The sequence below is a fragment of the Trinickia fusca genome (genome assembly GCF_003628145.1).
Lineage (GTDB): Bacteria > Pseudomonadota > Gammaproteobacteria > Burkholderiales > Burkholderiaceae > Trinickia > Trinickia fusca.
In genome coordinates, this window is sequence record NZ_RBZV01000002.1 from 240,486 (window position 1) to 255,951 (window position 15,466).

16 protein-coding genes are annotated in these 15,466 nt (G+C 66.4%); 4 read left to right on the forward strand and 12 right to left on the reverse strand.

Annotated features, from left to right (window positions below):
- Positions 1–31: 31 nt before the first annotated feature.
- The 12 genes from sctT to sctV form a co-directional block, all read right to left on the reverse strand.
- Complete coding sequence (gene sctT / locus D7S89_RS05680) at positions 32–817, reverse strand: type III secretion system export apparatus subunit SctT (protein ID WP_121276506.1); 786 nt, start codon at positions 815–817, stop codon at positions 32–34.
- Positions 814–1,317 carry a hypothetical protein gene (locus D7S89_RS05685; RefSeq protein WP_147426597.1) on the reverse strand — a complete coding sequence of 168 codons (504 nt, stop codon included), beginning with the start codon at positions 1,315–1,317 and terminating at the stop codon, positions 814–816. Before D7S89_RS05685 ends, sctT begins: the two co-directional genes overlap by 4 nt.
- Positions 1,292–2,698, reverse strand: coding sequence for a FliI/YscN family ATPase (locus D7S89_RS05690; protein WP_121276510.1), 1,407 nt, complete (start codon positions 2,696–2,698; stop codon positions 1,292–1,294). Before D7S89_RS05690 ends, D7S89_RS05685 begins: the two co-directional genes overlap by 26 nt.
- Positions 2,695–3,342, reverse strand: coding sequence for a type III secretion system stator protein SctL (gene sctL, locus D7S89_RS05695; protein ID WP_121276512.1), 648 nt, complete (start codon positions 3,340–3,342; stop codon positions 2,695–2,697). The genes D7S89_RS05690 and sctL overlap by 4 nt, the downstream gene beginning before the upstream one ends.
- Positions 3,324–4,037 (reverse strand): SctK family type III secretion system sorting platform protein, encoded by a 714-nt coding sequence (locus tag D7S89_RS05700; RefSeq protein ID WP_121276514.1) that lies wholly within the window; start codon positions 4,035–4,037, stop codon positions 3,324–3,326. Before D7S89_RS05700 ends, sctL begins: the two co-directional genes overlap by 19 nt.
- Positions 4,027–4,782 (reverse strand): type III secretion system inner membrane ring lipoprotein SctJ, encoded by a 756-nt coding sequence (gene sctJ / locus D7S89_RS05705; protein ID WP_121276516.1) that lies wholly within the window; start codon positions 4,780–4,782, stop codon positions 4,027–4,029. The genes D7S89_RS05700 and sctJ overlap by 11 nt, the downstream gene beginning before the upstream one ends.
- Positions 4,783–4,841: 59 nt before the next feature.
- Positions 4,842–5,300 carry a hypothetical protein gene (locus D7S89_RS05710; protein WP_121276518.1) on the reverse strand — a complete coding sequence of 153 codons (459 nt, stop codon included), beginning with the start codon at positions 5,298–5,300 and terminating at the stop codon, positions 4,842–4,844.
- A 116-nt stretch (positions 5,301–5,416) separates the two neighbouring features.
- Positions 5,417–5,629 (reverse strand): hypothetical protein, encoded by a 213-nt coding sequence (locus D7S89_RS27115; RefSeq protein WP_147426598.1) that lies wholly within the window; start codon positions 5,627–5,629, stop codon positions 5,417–5,419.
- Positions 5,630–5,796: 167 nt separating this feature from the next.
- Positions 5,797–6,963, reverse strand: a complete 1,167-nt coding sequence (locus D7S89_RS05715; protein ID WP_147426599.1) for an FHA domain-containing protein — start codon at positions 6,961–6,963, stop codon at positions 5,797–5,799.
- A 4-nt stretch (positions 6,964–6,967) separates the two neighbouring features.
- Positions 6,968–9,112, reverse strand: a complete 2,145-nt coding sequence (gene sctC, locus D7S89_RS05720) for a type III secretion system outer membrane ring subunit SctC (RefSeq protein WP_425470740.1) — start codon at positions 9,110–9,112, stop codon at positions 6,968–6,970.
- Positions 9,109–9,366, reverse strand: coding sequence for an EscS/YscS/HrcS family type III secretion system export apparatus protein (locus tag D7S89_RS05725; protein WP_121276522.1), 258 nt, complete (start codon positions 9,364–9,366; stop codon positions 9,109–9,111). The genes sctC and D7S89_RS05725 overlap by 4 nt, the downstream gene beginning before the upstream one ends.
- 10 nt (positions 9,367–9,376) lie before the next feature.
- On the reverse strand, positions 9,377–11,530 hold the full coding sequence (gene sctV, locus D7S89_RS05730) for a type III secretion system export apparatus subunit SctV (RefSeq protein WP_245982766.1): 2,154 nt from the start codon (positions 11,528–11,530) through the stop codon (positions 9,377–9,379).
- A 313-nt stretch (positions 11,531–11,843) separates the two neighbouring features.
- On the opposite strand from sctV, the gene D7S89_RS05735 reads away from it, so the two are divergent.
- Genes D7S89_RS05735 through D7S89_RS05750 form a run of 4 tightly spaced genes read left to right on the forward strand, consistent with a single transcriptional unit; the run spans position 11,844 to position 15,283 of the window.
- Positions 11,844–12,716, forward strand: coding sequence for a helix-turn-helix transcriptional regulator (locus D7S89_RS05735; protein WP_183085108.1), 873 nt, complete (start codon positions 11,844–11,846; stop codon positions 12,714–12,716).
- A gap of 6 nt (positions 12,717–12,722) precedes the next feature.
- Entirely contained in the window at positions 12,723–13,877 is a 1,155-nt protein-coding gene (gene sctQ, locus D7S89_RS05740; RefSeq protein ID WP_121276528.1) for a type III secretion system cytoplasmic ring protein SctQ, read from the forward strand.
- Entirely contained in the window at positions 13,870–14,529 is a 660-nt protein-coding gene (gene sctR / locus D7S89_RS05745) for a type III secretion system export apparatus subunit SctR (RefSeq protein WP_121276530.1), read from the forward strand. Before sctQ ends, sctR begins: the two co-directional genes overlap by 8 nt.
- Positions 14,530–14,542: 13 nt before the next feature.
- A complete protein-coding gene (locus tag D7S89_RS05750) occupies positions 14,543–15,283 on the forward strand; it encodes a lytic transglycosylase domain-containing protein (protein ID WP_220702121.1) in 741 nt (246 codons plus the stop codon).
- Positions 15,284–15,466: the final 183 nt, after the last annotated feature.

Sequence of the window (15,466 nt, forward strand, 5' to 3'; positions counted from 1 at the left end):
CGGTATCGGAGCAATAGATGCGCGGGCGTGCTCAAAGCATCGACTTCAACAGATCGAGCAGGCCGTTGTCGGGGCCCAGGTAGGCATGCAGCGACGTGTACACGAACGGCAGGAACAGCGCCATCATCAGCACGGCCACGGCGCTCTTGACGGGCTGCGACATCATGAACACGTTCAGTTGCGGCATGGCCCGGCCGATGAGCCCCATCCCCAGCTCGACGAGCACGAGCACCATGACGACCGGTGCCGCTAGCTTGACGGTCCAGCTCATGATGCCCATCGCAGTGCGTGCGACGAACGGCAGCAATGCCGCGCTGAAGTGCGGCGCCAGCGACGCGACGGGCCACAGCTTGTACGACTCGAACAGCGCCGACAGCAGCAGATTGAGGCCGCCGGTCGTCACGAACAGCGTAATCGCGAGCAGATTCAGAAAGCCCGCGCTGGGGCCGCCCTCGTGCTGACCGATCGGATCGAAGAACTGCGCGTTACCCGAGCCCGTCTGAAAGTCGATCAGCGAGCCCGCCATCGCGATGGCCCACATCACGGCGCCGAACGCATAGGCGAGCAGGATGCCGATCAACGCTTCCTTGGCGACCAGCACGATCCACATGAACGGTTCGATCCCCGCGAGCGATGTCAGGTCGAGCGACGGTGCGATGAACAGCGTCATGATCGCCATGAAGCCGTTGCGCACGAGTCCCGTCACGACCGACGAGCTGAATGCCGGAACGATCATCATGATCGGCATCAGACGCGGCAGCACGATGATGGTCGGCCGCACGGTCTGGTAAATGGCATCGAACGACTCGGGCGTCATGACGATGCCCGCTCGCTGCTGCGCGCGCTCTGCAATGCCACGCGCAGCGCCGCTTCCTCGGCCCGGGCCTCTTCGAGCACCTCGGCGCGCCGGGCAGCCTCACGTGTCAGCCGCTCGCCCGTGCGCACGGCCTGCTCGCGTTTCGCATCGGCGCGGCGCAGTGCCTCGCGCAGCAGCGTGAGCTGCGCCTCTTCTTCATCGACTCGTACCGCAGCCGGCGCGATCCGCTCGATCGCCGCTTCGATCTCGCGATCGAACAACTGCAAATCGATGCCGACGCTCGCGAGCTCGCGCGCCGAACGCGGCGCCTCGCGCATCCGCGTGGAGAACGACTGCGCATGCGCCAGCTTGGCCGCCTTCAGTGCCAGCACTTCACTTTGCACCGCCAGCAATGCGTCCCGCGCCGCGGCCGTCGCCGCTTCCTGACGGCGCACCTGCGCGAGCGCCACGTCGCGACGCATCTCCCGCACGCGCTCAAGCGTTGCGATCAGTTTGTCCATAGGCATTCCTCAACGCGGCCAGGCGCGCCACGGTGTCGTCATAGGCATCGAGCGAGCGCGACGGCTGGCACGCGAACGCGCGCAGCTCGGCGCGAGCCGCCAGCGCCGCATCGGCCAGCGCGTCGCTGCCCGCACGGTATTCGCCGATCTGCACCAGCAGTTCGATCTCCTGATATTTGGCGAGCATCTCGCGCACCCATGCCGCGTTGCGTTGATGCATCTCCCCGGTCACGTGCGACATCACGCGCGAGGCGCTGGCGAGCACGTCGATGGCCGGATGATGGCCCGCCATTGCGAGCTTGCGCGACAGCACGATATGGCCGTCGAGGATCGAGCGCACCTCCTCGGCGATGGGATCGCTGTCATCCTCGCCTTCGACGAGCACGGTGTAGAACGCCGTGATCGAGCCGCGCTCGCCCTGCCCGGCGCGCTCGAGCAACTGCGGCAGCACCGAGAAGGTCGAGGGCGGGAAACTGCGGCGCGTCGGCGGCTCGCCCGATGCCAGGCCCACCTCGCGTTGCGCGCGCGCAAAGCGCGTCAGCGAATCGACCAGCAGCAGCACACGCAGGCCCTTGTCACGGAAGTACTCAGCCACCGCCGTCGCGACGTAGGCCGACTTCACGCGCTCCATGGCGGGCCGGTCCGACGTCGAGACGACGAGCACCGTGCGCGCGAGCGCCTCCGGCGACAGGTTGTGCTCGATGAACTCGCGCACTTCGCGCCCGCGCTCGCCGATCAGCCCGACGACGGCCACGTCGCACGCCGCGCCACGCGCGATCATGCCGAGCAGCGTGCTCTTGCCGACGCCTGCCGGCGCGAAGATGCCCACGCGCTGTCCGATGCCCGTCGTCAGCATCCCGTCGATGGCCCGCACACCGGTCGGCAGCGGCGCATCGATCAGCGTGCGCTCGAGCGCGCCGACGGGTTCCGCGAACGCGCTCACGCGCTCGCCGCCCGTGATCGGGCCGCGGCCATCGAGTGGTTCGCCCAGGCCGTTGAGCACTCGCCCAAGCAACGCGTCGCCGACTTCGAACGTATGGGCACGGCCCGTCGGAATCACCTCGGTGGCGCTCGACAGGCCCGCGAGACTGCCAAGCGGCGTCAGCACCGCCGTCTGCCGCGAAAAGCCGACGACCTCCGCGAACATCGGCGCAAGCCCCGGCGTATGCAACTCGCAGACTTCCCCAAGCCGCGCATGAATGCCCGACGCATGCACGAGCAGGCCCGCCGTCTGCGTGACACGGCCGCGCATGCGCAGCGGATTGACGCCATCGAGCGCCGCCTGGAAGCCACCCGATTGGGTATCGGCACGCAGCTGCTCGAACAGCGCATCGCGCCAGCTCGCGTCCGTCACCGCGGGCGCATTCGTCGACGAAGTCATGGCGTCCTCCGTGCCTCGATGGCCGCGCGAACCGCATCGATCTGTGTCGAGAGCCGTGCATCGATGCTGCCTGCCGGCGTCTCGACGATGCAATCGTCCTGCGCCAGCGACGGATCGGGCACGACACGCACGGCCTGCCTGCGCGATTGCGCATCGGCCTCATGGACCTCCTCGGCATGCGCGTCGCGATGTTGGGCCAGCGCGTTCTTCATGGCGTCGATCGAGGCCGGCGCCACACGCACGATCAGGAACGCTTCGTCGCGCACGAGCGCGTCGATGCGTTGCAAGGCAAGCTCGAAGATGCGCTCGCGCTCGAACTCGCCCACCAACCCGTGCAGCGCACGCACGACCATGTCGGCCATCGTCGAGCGCACAAAGGCCAATGCCTGAGCGGTATCGAGCGTCGCCGCGAAGGCGCGCTTGGCCCCCTCGCTCTCGCCACGCGCGAAACCCTCGTCGTAGCCTTGCCGCATCATTTCTTCCTTGCGGCGCTCGGCTTCACGCGCGATGCGCTCGGCTTCCTGCTGTGCCGTGGTGACGATCGAATTCGCGTCGAGCAGCGCGCTGTATTCGTTCTCCTTCAGCACCCTGCGCTCAGACAGGATCTGCAGGTTCTCGCTGGTGATCAGAAAAGCCAGTCCCATCCGCTCAACCTCTCGGGAATCAGGCACAGAAACAGCAGCTCGGCGAGCTCGCTGCGCTGCGCGTCGTTGAGCCGGTACGCCGGCTGCACGTCGGCGATGCGCGGCAGCTTCAGGCGCGTGCGTGCAAACACGCTCGCACCAGCCGGCGCGATGAAGTCGAGCAGCAAGCGCGCGCCGCGCGCGCCGATCTTCTGCACGACGAGTTTCGGGTAGCGCCGCATCGTCTCGAGCGTTTCGCTGACCGCATCGAACGGCGGCGTGCGCGTGTGCACGAACTGCAGCGTGTCGACGCCGAACGCGAGCGTGAGCGACTTGTCGACCCCGCGCGTCACGTCGCTGCCCGCCAGCCAGGCCTTGTGCAAACACAGCCCGCACAGCTGGGCCAGTTCGGCCAGCGCCTCGCGTGGCAGCAACGCCAGGCGCTTGTCACGCGACGAAAAATCGTAATCGGCCGGCAGCGCCCCCGAGCCTTCGGCGGAGAGCCCCACGACATTCGCGAGCGCCTTGGCGAGCACGATCTGGCCACGCTCGCCGAAGCGCGACATGTCGTTCCACGGTGCGGGCCAGAGGCCGGCCGGCCAGCTCGGATCGACGTAGCGATCGGGCCGCAGATTGAACTCGGCCACGAGCTGCGCGAACCGGCGCGCGTAGGGACCGCTCTGCCAGAGCGGCTCGAACGCGATGTCATCCTGCATGGCCCTGCCCTTGCGCGGCGTTCGATGCCTGGCTCGCCAACCTGAACTGCCCGCGACGCAGCACGAATACGGCGGCAGCAGCGAGCGTCGCGAGCCCGACGGCCAGCGCGAACCACGACAGCGCCCGCGCCAGCAAGCCGTTCTGCCCATCGCCGGCAGCGCCTTCCTTCGGCGGCGCACTTTGCAGAAACAGCGAGACGTTGTCGTAGGACAAACCTTCGATACTGTGCGCGACAAGGTCCTTGACCATCGGCGCCATCATCTTCAGATCGACGCCGGGACGGTACTTGATATAGACCGATGCCGACGACGGCTTGATCTTGTCGGACAGCGGATCGTTCTCGGGAATCACGACGTGCACGTGCGCGACGATCACGCCGTTCACGTCGAGCAGCGTCCGTTCGAGCTCCTGCTCCGCGCCGAAGATGTAGCGCACGCGCTCTTCGGCCGGCGTCGCCACCAATCCTTGCTTGCGAAACAGCTCGCCGAGGTTTTCCGACAGCGGGCGTGGCAGCCCTACCGCTTTCAGCGCATTGAGCGCTTGCGGCACGGTGGCGCCATCGACGGTCAATTGCCAGCCGTGATCGGGCACCTCGGATTTGGATGCCTCGATCCCTGCGCTCGCGAGCGCGGCGATCATCTCGTTGGCCGAGGCCTCCGTGAGGTCCATGTACAGTTCCTGCTGACAGCCCGCCAGCAACAAGGCGCAAGCGAGCATGCCGCATGCGCGCAGCAGCATTTTCATCGGTCGTTTCTCGTAGGCGCGAGCGCGTGCCGTCAGGCGCGTGCCGCGCGTGTTGCCGGTTACTCGGTGTTGTTCTTCAGCAGCGAGCGGCTCAGGCCGTTCGACGCATCGGCCATGCTCATGCTGAACTGGTACTGCGCAAGCGTGAGCGAAGTCGAATAGCTGAAGTCGGCGAGCCGCACCATCGACATCATCGGATCGCTGGGATCGATGAGCGACGACGCGTGACTCGCCTGCGTCATCGCCTGCTCGTAGCGAGCGTCGAGCGTCGCCGTGTCGGCGCGCATATGCGCGATTGCCGTCTCGAGCGCATGCGGCTCGTGCGCGCGGTGCATCTGCACGGTGCCGGTCTGCGGCGCATCGGCACCGGCGACGTGGCCCGCGAATTCGTGCGCCGAGGCCGGGTCCGCCGCCTTGTCGGGCGCGGCAGGCATCGCGTCGGCCGCAGCCGCGGCCGGCGACTTGGCGCCCTGCACGCTTTGCACCGCGTCGATGGCGGGGATGATTGGAGCGGTCATGTCAGTTCTCTGTGGTATCTACCGTTAGCGAGAAACGCTGCCCAAACGAAACGGTGCCGGGCGCCGACGAGCGGCGCCCGGTGAGGCGCGCGCAAAGCGCACCTCGTCGAGCACGATCAGCTCGCTTTTGCGCCTTGTGCGGCGGCTTGACCTGCTGCACCCGCCGTTTGACGCAGACCTTCGCCCGTCCCGACCATGACGCTGTTCTGTGCGCTGACGCAGCTCACTTCCAGCGACTTGGTCGTCATGCGCTCCTGGGCTTCTTCAACCTGGTTCATCTGGTCGATCGAGGTGTTGGTCGAACCGGGGATGCTGACTCCTGAACTCATTGCTACTCTCCTTTGCATTGCTCCGTTGGTCGTAGAGACGCCCTGCGGCAAGCCGGACGTCCTTCTCAAGCGCGTCTTACGCGCTTCACTGCTCGTGCGCGGCGCATGTCGCACCACACTCGAACCTTGTACCGGCAGACTCCCGAATGCGGGCACCCTGCCGATCGCTAACCTGGCGGCGCATTGGTAAAGCCACGCACCGCGCCTGCACTGACATCCATGAAGAACCGGTCGACGCCACGCGCGAAGATCACGCGGTCGGTGTCGATGTGACGCACCTCGAGCCCGCCCGGCAACCGCGAGCCTTCGAAATAGCGCGCCCCGTCGCCGGTTTCGATGAAGCGCGTGCCGACGCCGTCGTCGTAGACACCCACGATGTCGGGCACTTCACCGACGGTTGGCGGCGGCGTGGACGCTTTCGGCGTCTGCGCGCTCGCGTAGACGACGTGGTCGACGACTTGCAGCGCCGGCCGCGCATCCTTCGCGTAGTTCGCCACGCGCTGCTGCAACGTCCGGCTGGCGGAGCCGTTGACGAACACCACGCCGTGCCCGCCGTAAGTGACCGAAAGTGGCGTGTCGCTGAAGTAGAGCCGTGCCGAACCGAGCAATTCGTCGATCACGTACACGTCGCCGATCGACGTCTGCGGAAACGACTGCACGATGCGTTGCAGTCGATCGCGATCGGACAGCGTGCCCACATAACCCGAGACCACGAACCCGCTTGCGACGGTCTTCACCGTCGTCTCCGGGTAGTCGTGCAGCGCGCTGGCAACCTGATTGAGCCGCTCAGTCGCGCTTGCATGAATCCAGAACGGATCGGTCGCGCCGATCGCCAGATACGCCCCACCCGCGAGCGCGAGCACGCCCCACAGCACGCCGAGGCCGATGAGGAAACGGCGGCTCGCCACCCAGGCGGTCCACGGCGCCGCCATCGCCTTGGCGAGCCGCGTCCGCTTGGGCGCATCGACGCTCGAAGCCTGCGCTCGCGGCTCGGCGGCCGGTACGATGCCCAAGCGCAGCGCACCGATCTCGACGATGTCGCCATGCCGCAGCGCACGCCGCGTCGTATCGAGCGGCACACCGTTCAACGCGGCCTCGCCGCCGCCAAGGTTCTGCACCGTCACGGCGATCTGCCCGACCGACAGACGAAACTGGCGCGGCGCGATCTCGCGATCGGGCACGATCACATCGCACTGCCCGGCCGAGCCGACCCAGTTGTCGCCGAGCTTGAGCGCGAGCGTGCGGCCCGCCAGCGGCCCGCTCAGAAACGACAAGCTCCACGGCGCTTTCGCAGCCGTATGGGAAACCGGGGCGGACGTGGCGTCGTCGCTCATCGATTCAGTGCTCCGCTGCAAGCTCGTGCGCCCGGCTCGACTGCACGCCGGTCGATGCGGTGGTCAGCGTGACGGCCACCGTCGAGGTCGCGGTCTTCGGGGCGGCGCCCTTGCTCTTGAGCGCCGGGGCCGGTGCGGGATCGGGCACGGGTTCGTGCCCGGGCGCTTGGGCGGGGCCGAGCGGCGTCGAAGGCGCCACAGAGGTCGCCGGCGTAACCAGCTTGGACGGCGCCACCGTCGCACTCGGCATTGCCGGTGCACTCGGCATTGCCGGTGCACTCGGCGTCGCCGGTGCGCTCGGCATCGGCTGCGCGCCTGTCGTCGAAGGGTTGTACGGCTCGCCCTGCAACGGCACCGTCGCGCCCATCGGCAGCGCGCTCGGATCGAACGTGCTCGCCGTCTGCACGACGCGCGGCGTGAGCAGATAGAAACGATCGGTGCGCGAACCCTTCTTCGTCGTGTACTTGAACAGATTGCCGATCCACGGGATGTCGCCGAGCAGCGGGATGCCGGTCTTGCCGATCGAACGCGTGTCGTTGTTGAAACCCGCGATCAACAGGCTCTTGCCTTCGTCGATCATCGCCTTGGTCACGATGTTGCGCTCGAGCACGACGGGGACCTGCGTGACCTTCGCGTCGCTGACCTCGCCGTCGTCGATGTCGATCGACAGCATCACGCCAGGCTTGCCCACTTCGTCGACGATGCGCGGCGTGATCTTCACGCTCGTGCCCGTCGTGATGCCGTACAGCGACGAATCCTGGTAACCCGCCACCTGCACGTAGAACTGCGTGAGGTTTTCGAGGATCGCCTCGTTGTTGTCCAGCGTCAGCACGCGCGGCTTGGACAAGGTCTGCGCCTGGCCCTTGTTCGCGAGCGCGTTGATACGCGTCAGCAGGTAGTCGCGCATCGTGCCGCCAATCGAAGCTGTCAGCGCGAGGCCCAGCGGCGTCGTATCGCCTGTCTGCCCGGCTTCCGTCGTGCTGTTGAACGACAGCGGCGGATTAGCCTGGTTGCCGAACTGGAAGTCGCCGTGCGGCGTATGCAGCCGCCAGTCGACACCGAACGAATCGAGCGCGTCTTCGTCGATGTCGATGATCGTGAGGCTCACCTCGATCAAACGCGGTCGCGAGTCGAGCGTCGAAATCAGCTGACCGTACTGCGTCATGTGCTCCGGCACGTCTCGGATCAGCACCGAGTTCGTACCGGCGTCGGCGACGATCTGCGGCAGCGACACGGGCTGTCCCGCGAAGCCTGCGATCGGCCCGCTGCCCGATGGCACGCTCGTACTCGAGCCTTCCCCGTAATGCGAGGCGTTCTGCCCTGCGGCACCGAGCGCGGGCACGTCGAGGCGCGGCACGTTGACCGTGTCGCCCGAGGTCAGCTTTACTTGCCGGGACGGTTCGCCGAGCCGCGCGCCGAAACCCGGCAGGCCGCGGTTGTCTTCGTTCTTGCCATACAACCGTGCAAGCGTCGTCGCGACACCGGGGATCGTGATCTCCTTGCCCGCCCGGTTCACTTGAAAATCGGTCGCATACGCATAGCGCAGCGGGAATGCACGGATCTCCGCGCGATCGAGCCCGCGCGTCGGATCGGAGATCGTCGAGATCGCCTGCCGCACGAGTTCGACGTAGCGCTGCGGGCCCGACGCATAGATCGTGTTCTCACGATCGCTGATGATGAGCGGAAAGCGCTTGTCGGGAATCTGCATCGCTTCGAGCGTGCGCGACAGCTCGCCGGCACTGCCCTTCGGGATCGGAAACACCTGCGTCTGACCGTCCTCGGCGCGATCGATGTAGAGCAGCGAGCCGTCGTAGTAATACGTGAGCCCGTAGGTCGCACACACGCTTCTCAACGTGGCGAGCGGCGAACCCGAAAAATGCCCGCTGATCGTGCCGTCGACCTTCGGATCGATGACGGCCGTCACGCTCTGCGCCGACGCAAGCTCGCGAATGAAATCGGCGACCTTCTTGCCGTCGGCGACGATCGTAAAGGGCCGCTCGCGCCATTGCAGCTCGGCGGCGGTCGCGGGCATGGGTGCGATACCGCCGACGAGCGCGGCCGCCAGCGCTGCGAGCGGCACGATCAAGCGCAGCCGCGGCCGGCACGAGGCCTGCCGACGCGCGCGATGAGAAGACGTCTTGATCCTCAAAACAACCTCGCAAATGACTGCTGACCAAACAGCAACACCGAGCGCCCGATCCAGCCGCCCGCCACGATGATCGCGATCATCACCGCGACCATGCGCGCGGCGAGCCCGATCGTTTGATCCTGTACCTGCGTGACCGCCTGCGCGAGCGCGACGATGAGCGCCGTGCCCGCCGCCACGAGCACGATCGGCAGCGACAGCATCAGCACGAGCAGCAGCGCCTGCCGCGTAATGTCGAGAATGATTTCCGGCGTCATCGAGGTTCGCTCATTCCTGTGGGTTCGACACCCAGCCGATCGTGTTGAGCTCGACGTCCTCTTCGAGCTCCTGATACGACAGCACGGGCAGATCGGGCAGCACCGACGCGAGCGTCGTTTGCACGTAGCGCCGCACGTTCAGCGAGACGACGACGGCCGTGCGCACGGCGGTAGCACGCGTACGCGCCATGCCGAAACCCGTTTCGCCGCGCGCCTGCCGATGGTTGTCGAAGATCTTGCGCACCTGTTCGGTGACGTTGTCCTTCACGTCGCGTGCGAGACCCAGCACGTTGCCCTGACGCGTGCGCAGCACGGCCTGTTCGAAGCGCTCCTGCAGCACAGGGTCGAACAGGATCACGTCGAGCTTGCGCGTGCCGCCGACATGGCGGTCCGTGATCATGCGGCGCAGGTCCACGCGCACGAGCTCGACTAGCGCGATCGTGTCCTCGGGCTCCTTCGGCGCCCACGTGATCATGCTTTCGAAGATCACGCGCAGATTGCGGATCGGCACGTCTTCGAGCAGCAGGCGCCGCAGCACTTCGGTGATGCGTTGCAGCGGCACGAGCCGCAGCAGCTCGCCGACGAGATCCGCGTAGTCGCGCCGCACGAGGCGGATCAGATGCTGCGCTTCCTGGATACCGATCAGCTCGGTCGCATGCTTGCGCACTTCGCTCTCGATGTGCCGCGCGAGAATGTCTTCGCTGCGCCAGCCCACCGTACGCTCCGGCTCGCCGTTGCCGGCCTGCGCCGGCTTGCGCTCGGGCTCGCCGTCCGCGCGTGCCGGACGCGTATCGAGCGGCACCCAGACCGGCTGCGCGAACGGGCCGAACGGCTCGCCCGGCGTGCGCTCGACTGGCTCGGGCAGCGGCGTGACGCCGTCCCATAGCAGACTGTCGGGACGCAGTTGTCCCTTTGAAGCCAGCACGTCCTGCACGAACACCTGATAGCCGAGCTCGGGCAGCGAGGACTCGTAGCTCAGATGCACGCGCGGAAAGATCGGGCCGATGTCGGCATCGACGCTCGCCTTCGCGACGGCAAGCGCCGCTTGCAGCCGCACGAGATTGATCTGCGGCGACAGGCCGCGCGCGAGGCTCACGGCCAGCGGCGACGTGATGCCCGCGGTGTGCGGGCCGATCTCGGCCGCGCGATCGACGTCGTGCAGCGAGGGCTGCTCGGCGAGCGTGATGAGCCGCAGCGGCGGCATCGTCTTGCGGCGCCGGAGCAGCCACGCCCCGCCACCGCCGATCACGATGGCGAGCAACGCGAACGACCACGTCGGAAAACCTGGCACGAGCGCGAACGCAAACAGCACGGAGGCGGCGATCACCAGTGCGCGCGGATGGGCCGTGATCTGCTTGCCGATCTGCTCGCCGAGCTGGCTTTCGTTGGCATCGCGCGTGGCCACGCGTGTCGTCACAATGCCGGCTGCGATCGAGACGAGCAGCGACGGAATCTGCGAGGACATACCGTCGCCGACGGTCAAGATGGCGTAGCGATGCAATGCATCGGAGACGCTCATGTCCTTCATCAGCGTGCCGACCGCAATGCCCGCCAGGATGTTGACGAACGCGATCACGACGCCCGCGATCGCATCGCCCTTGACGAATTTCATCGCGCCGTCCATCGCGCCATGCAGCTGCGATTCCTGCTCGAGCTGCTCGCGGCGATGCTTGGCCTCGTCGGAGCCGATGATGCCCGCGCGCAGGTCCGCATCGATACTCATCTGCTTGCCCGGCATCGCGTCGAGCGAGAAGCGCGCCCCCACCTCGGCCACGCGCTCGGAGCCCTTCGCGATCACGATGAACTGCACGATTGCAATGACGAGAAACACCACGCCGCCCACGACGAAATTGTTGCCGACCACGAGGCGACCAAAAGCATCGATGACATGGCCCGCATTCGCGTTCAACAAAATCAGCTTGCACGAAGCGATGTTCAGCGACAGCCTCAGCAGTGTCGTAAAGAGCAGCAGCGCCGGAAACGACGAGAAGCTGACGGCCGAGGGCAGATACGTGGACACCGTCAGCAGGACGACGCTGACCGCCAGATTCAGCGAAATGAGTCCGTCCATCGCCGCAGTCGGCAGCGGCAGCACGAACAGCGACACGACGATCGCGACGAAGGCGGCCAACGCCAGATCGTACGGACGTGCAGGCCGGCGCATATCGTCGGCGCCCGGCGCTCTGCCTGGCCACCACTGCTGCATCTGCTTTTTCAGTGCCGCTACCGACATGCGTTTCCTCACGAACAAATAGGGGGCGTCATAACTTCTTCATGCCTGGAAAAGTTTAAGAGCGTGCCCCCACCCCTCTCAATCGTGAGATTCGTAGTTCGACGCGTGTGCATGGCGTGAGGACAGCCAAACACTACTAATCAGTGCAGTTCCGGCGAGCGCCGGCCCACCGCTATAGTCGGAGACCATGAAGCGGCGTGCGCACTGGGCATCGCGCCGCGCACGACAGGGACAGGAGGCCTGCATGGCGAGCACCGAGGCGCGTAAGCGCTTGCCGAAAGCACATCACGAGCGCCACGACAGACGCGCAATCGACTTCATCGAAGTCGCTGACTGTCAGCTCGTAGTCAGTAAAACCGTCGGACCTACCGGCGAGCCGTTCGGCGGCGACCGTGTCTCCGAGATCGCGACCGACCTGGCCGCGGCGCACTCGGCGCATGAACGCAAGCAACTGCTGCGCATCGCGCTGCGTACGATCGGCTTCGACTGGTTCTGTTATTGCCGCCTCACGCGTCTGGGCGAGATGGTCAATCGCGCGCGCTACTTCGACTTGTGCTCGCCGCCAGGATGGGCGCAACGCTACGTCGACCAGCGCTACTTCGACATCGATCCGCGCATGGCTTTCGCGTGCCGTCACGACTGGCCGCTCGTGTGGGACCACACGAGCCTCGCCGCCGAAGGCCAGGCGTTCGATGCGAGCGAACGCATGCGCTTGTTCCTCGACGACATGAACGCGTCGGGCACGCGCAGCGGCATCGCAATCGGGCTGGTCGATCCGGCGAGCCTCGAGCACAGCGTCATGATCTTCAGCTCCGTCAACGCGACCAGCGAATGGATCAACGACCGTGTGATCGGCCAGGCCTATGCGCTGGGACTCGGCGTGCACTCGTTCCTGGTCGGCCGCATGTCGACGTCGACGCAGACCCCGTCGCTCTCGGACTTGCAGCGCCGCATCCTGAACTTCACGGCCAGCGGCCTCAGCGACCGCGAAATCGCGGCCCAACTGAACATGTCGCGCAGCAACGTCGACTATCACATGCGACAGATCCGCAAGAAGTACGGCGTCCTGAACCGCGTGCAGCTCGCGTATCTGGCGGGCCGGCTCTTCGTCGTCTGACCGGTCATGTCCGCCAATCCCGCGCCGTCGCCGCGCACCACAGCGCCCCCCACTGCAGCCGGGGTTCAGCCGCTCACGGCGAGCACGGCCCTGCCGCGCATCTCCGCACTCGCCGCACAGGCGCTGAACCGGGCCTATGCGTGGACCGCACCCTTCGCGCTCGAGCTCGCGCGCGGCCGCTACGAATTGCACTGGCAGGCCGATGCCGAAGTGAGCGCGCCCGCACGCGCCTACACGTTTCGTTTCGGCCCGGCCGAAGGCAAGCTGGTCATCGATGCCATCGGCGAACGCGAACTGATCGGCGAAGCGGCCAGCGATACCGTGCCTGCGCCGATCCGCTGCGCGCTGATGGCCGATGCGCTCACCCCCGTCTTCGCCGCCCTGGAAGGCGCCACGCGCCAGCGCGTCGAATTCGGCAGCGGCGATCAGGCCGGCAAGGACGACATCTCGCGCGAACGCGATGCGTTGCGCTTTTGCGTGACGCGTCCCGGCACGAACTGGCGCTGTCACGGCGCGTTGCGCTTTCACGAGGAACGTTTTCTCGGTCTCGCCTGCCCGCAGGAGCCGCAAGCGCCCGCGCTCGGCGAGCACGACTTCGACGACTTGCCGATCACACTGCGCTTCTCGATCGGCTCGACCACGCTGAGCGTCGGCGAACTGCACGACATCGAACGTGGCGACATCATCAGCATCCAGCGTTGGCAGTCGATCGGCAAGACGCTGCGCGTCACGGCGACCACGCTCGATCGGCGCATCGCGCTGACGGGCAAGATCATGGGCGCGCGCGTCATCATCGACTATATCGAGGAGAATTCCGTGCCCCCCCCTTCGTCGTCCGATCCGACGGCCGCCAACGCATCGAGCCTGAGCGCGCCGCCCCCCACCACTCCCCCCGCCGCCCCCGGCGAGACAGGCACCGCGCTGACGCAGCTCGACGCGCTCGAAGTGCGCGTGACATTCGAGCTCGACGAGCGTTCGATGCCGCTGCGCGAATTGAAGGCCATCAAGAGCGGCTACGTGCTCGAGCTCGACCAGCCGTTGAACCAAAGCACGGTGCACATCCGCGCAAACGGCGCGCTTGTCGGGCACGGACACCTGATCGCGGTCGGCAACCGGCTCGGCGTGCGCGTGGTGCGTTTCTCGGAGGGCAACGATGGGTAGCATGCCGAATCCGATCACGATGATCGCCGTCATCGTCGCGCTCGGCATCGCGCCGTTCGCGGCGTTGATGGTCACGAGCTACACGAAGCTCGTCGTCGTGCTCGGCCTGCTGCGCACCGCCCTCGGTGTGCAGCAGGTACCGCCGAACGTCGTGCTGAACGGCATCGCCCTGATCCTCACGATCTACATCATGTCGCCGGTCGGTTCGAACATCGTCGACGGATTGCAGGAGCAGCACGTGACGATCGGCAGCTCGATGAGCGTCGACGACTTCCTCTCGATCGGCCGTGCCGTCGCCCCGCCGCTCAAGAAGTTTCTCGTGCAGCACACGGTGCCCGGCGAGCGTAACTTCTTCATGCGCTCGGCTACGGCGATCTGGCCGGCCGAGCGTGCGCAGACGCTCCAGCCCGACGACCTGATGGTGCTCGTACCGAGCTTCATGCTGTCGGAGCTCACGCGCGCGTTCCAGATCGGCTTCGTGATCTACGTCGTGTTCGTCGTGATCGACCTTATCGTCGCGAACGTGCTGCTCGCGCTCGGCATGCAGATGATCTCGCCGACCACGATCTCGATCCCGTTCAAGCTGCTGCTGTTCGTGATGCTCGACGGCTGGTCGCTGCTCGTGCACGGCCTTGTCCTTTCGTATCGGTAGACGAGGCCACGCGATGCGCCGCGCGTTCGTCATGCTCAAGCTCGCCGTCGTCATGGCGTGGAGCGTGGCCGTCCACGCCGGCGATTTCGTGGGGCTCGCGCAGCGCTGCGCACCGCAGGTCGATCCCCATACGCTCGCGGCCATCGTCAGCGTCGAATCGGCCTACAACCCCTATGCGATCGGCGTCGTCGGCGGACACCTCATGCGTCAGCCAACCTCGCTCGCCGAAGCGCTCGCGACCGTCGGCATGCTCGAGCGGCTCGGCTACAACTTCAGCCTCGGGCTCGCCCAGGTCAACCGCTACAACCTCGCGCGCTTCGACGAAACGACCGAATCGATCTTCGAGCCCTGCACGAATCTGCGCGTGGCCTCATCGATACTCGGCGAATGCTTCGCGCGCGCCACGCATGAGGGCGGCGACGAGCAATTCGCGCTGCGCAAGGCGATCTCATGCTTCTACAGCGGCAACTTCTCGACGGGCTTCAACGCCGGTTACGTCGAACGCGTCGTCTCCCATGCGCTCGACGACGTCCATCACGACGTGGCGCCGATTCCGCTCGCGCCCGGCCGTAACCCGACACCTGTCTCGTCCGGCACGGGCAGTGTCGCCAACAAGGGGGGACGCACCGCTCGTGGCCTGGGCCTGCCCGGGCGCGCCCCGCATGCGTCGCGCTGCGCGCCCGGCATCGTCGTGCTGTCGGATTGCGAAAACGACGGCCTCCCACACGGGGGCACAGTCAAGATCATGCGTTAGCGTCTGTTCCAAACGCCGAATTCGACCGTGTAGATCTTCTCCTCGGGTATGAGCCGCGAGGTCGCCGCGTCGCGCAATACACCGAGAGTTCGTAGTCCAGCGGTTCGCCTACGAAAGAAATCGATTTCGGACTACTGGTTACCTGGACGCACGGGTACGCATCCCGCTGGGATACTGGCACCT

What these genes read in the sequence shown, in the direction of transcription:
- D7S89_RS05690 (WP_121276510.1), bottom strand. Translation starts at nt 2,698, where the DNA reads ATGACTTCGTCGACGAATGCGCCCGCGGTGACGGACGCGAGCTGGCGC.
- D7S89_RS05735 (WP_183085108.1), top strand. Translation starts at nt 11,844, where the DNA reads ATGGCGAGCACCGAGGCGCGTAAGCGCTTGCCGAAAGCACATCACGAG.
- D7S89_RS05700 (WP_121276514.1), bottom strand. Translation starts at nt 4,037, where the DNA reads ATGCAGGATGACATCGCGTTCGAGCCGCTCTGGCAGAGCGGTCCCTAC.
- D7S89_RS27115 (WP_147426598.1), bottom strand. Translation starts at nt 5,629, where the DNA reads ATGAGTTCAGGAGTCAGCATCCCCGGTTCGACCAACACCTCGATCGAC.
- sctJ (WP_121276516.1), bottom strand. Translation starts at nt 4,782, where the DNA reads ATGAAAATGCTGCTGCGCGCATGCGGCATGCTCGCTTGCGCCTTGTTG.
- D7S89_RS05685 (WP_147426597.1), bottom strand. Translation starts at nt 1,317, where the DNA reads ATGGACAAACTGATCGCAACGCTTGAGCGCGTGCGGGAGATGCGTCGC.
- sctR (WP_121276530.1), top strand. Translation starts at nt 13,870, where the DNA reads ATGGGTAGCATGCCGAATCCGATCACGATGATCGCCGTCATCGTCGCG.
- D7S89_RS05715 (WP_147426599.1), bottom strand. Translation starts at nt 6,963, where the DNA reads ATGAGCGACGACGCCACGTCCGCCCCGGTTTCCCATACGGCTGCGAAA.
- sctT (WP_121276506.1), bottom strand. Translation starts at nt 817, where the DNA reads ATGACGCCCGAGTCGTTCGATGCCATTTACCAGACCGTGCGGCCGACC.
- D7S89_RS05725 (WP_121276522.1), bottom strand. Translation starts at nt 9,366, where the DNA reads ATGACGCCGGAAATCATTCTCGACATTACGCGGCAGGCGCTGCTGCTC.
- sctV (WP_245982766.1), bottom strand. Translation starts at nt 11,530, where the DNA reads ATGCGCCGGCCTGCACGTCCGTACGATCTGGCGTTGGCCGCCTTCGTC.
- D7S89_RS05750 (WP_220702121.1), top strand. Translation starts at nt 14,543, where the DNA reads ATGCGCCGCGCGTTCGTCATGCTCAAGCTCGCCGTCGTCATGGCGTGG.
- D7S89_RS05710 (WP_121276518.1), bottom strand. Translation starts at nt 5,300, where the DNA reads ATGACCGCTCCAATCATCCCCGCCATCGACGCGGTGCAAAGCGTGCAG.
- sctL (WP_121276512.1), bottom strand. Translation starts at nt 3,342, where the DNA reads ATGGGACTGGCTTTTCTGATCACCAGCGAGAACCTGCAGATCCTGTCT.
- sctQ (WP_121276528.1), top strand. Translation starts at nt 12,723, where the DNA reads ATGTCCGCCAATCCCGCGCCGTCGCCGCGCACCACAGCGCCCCCCACT.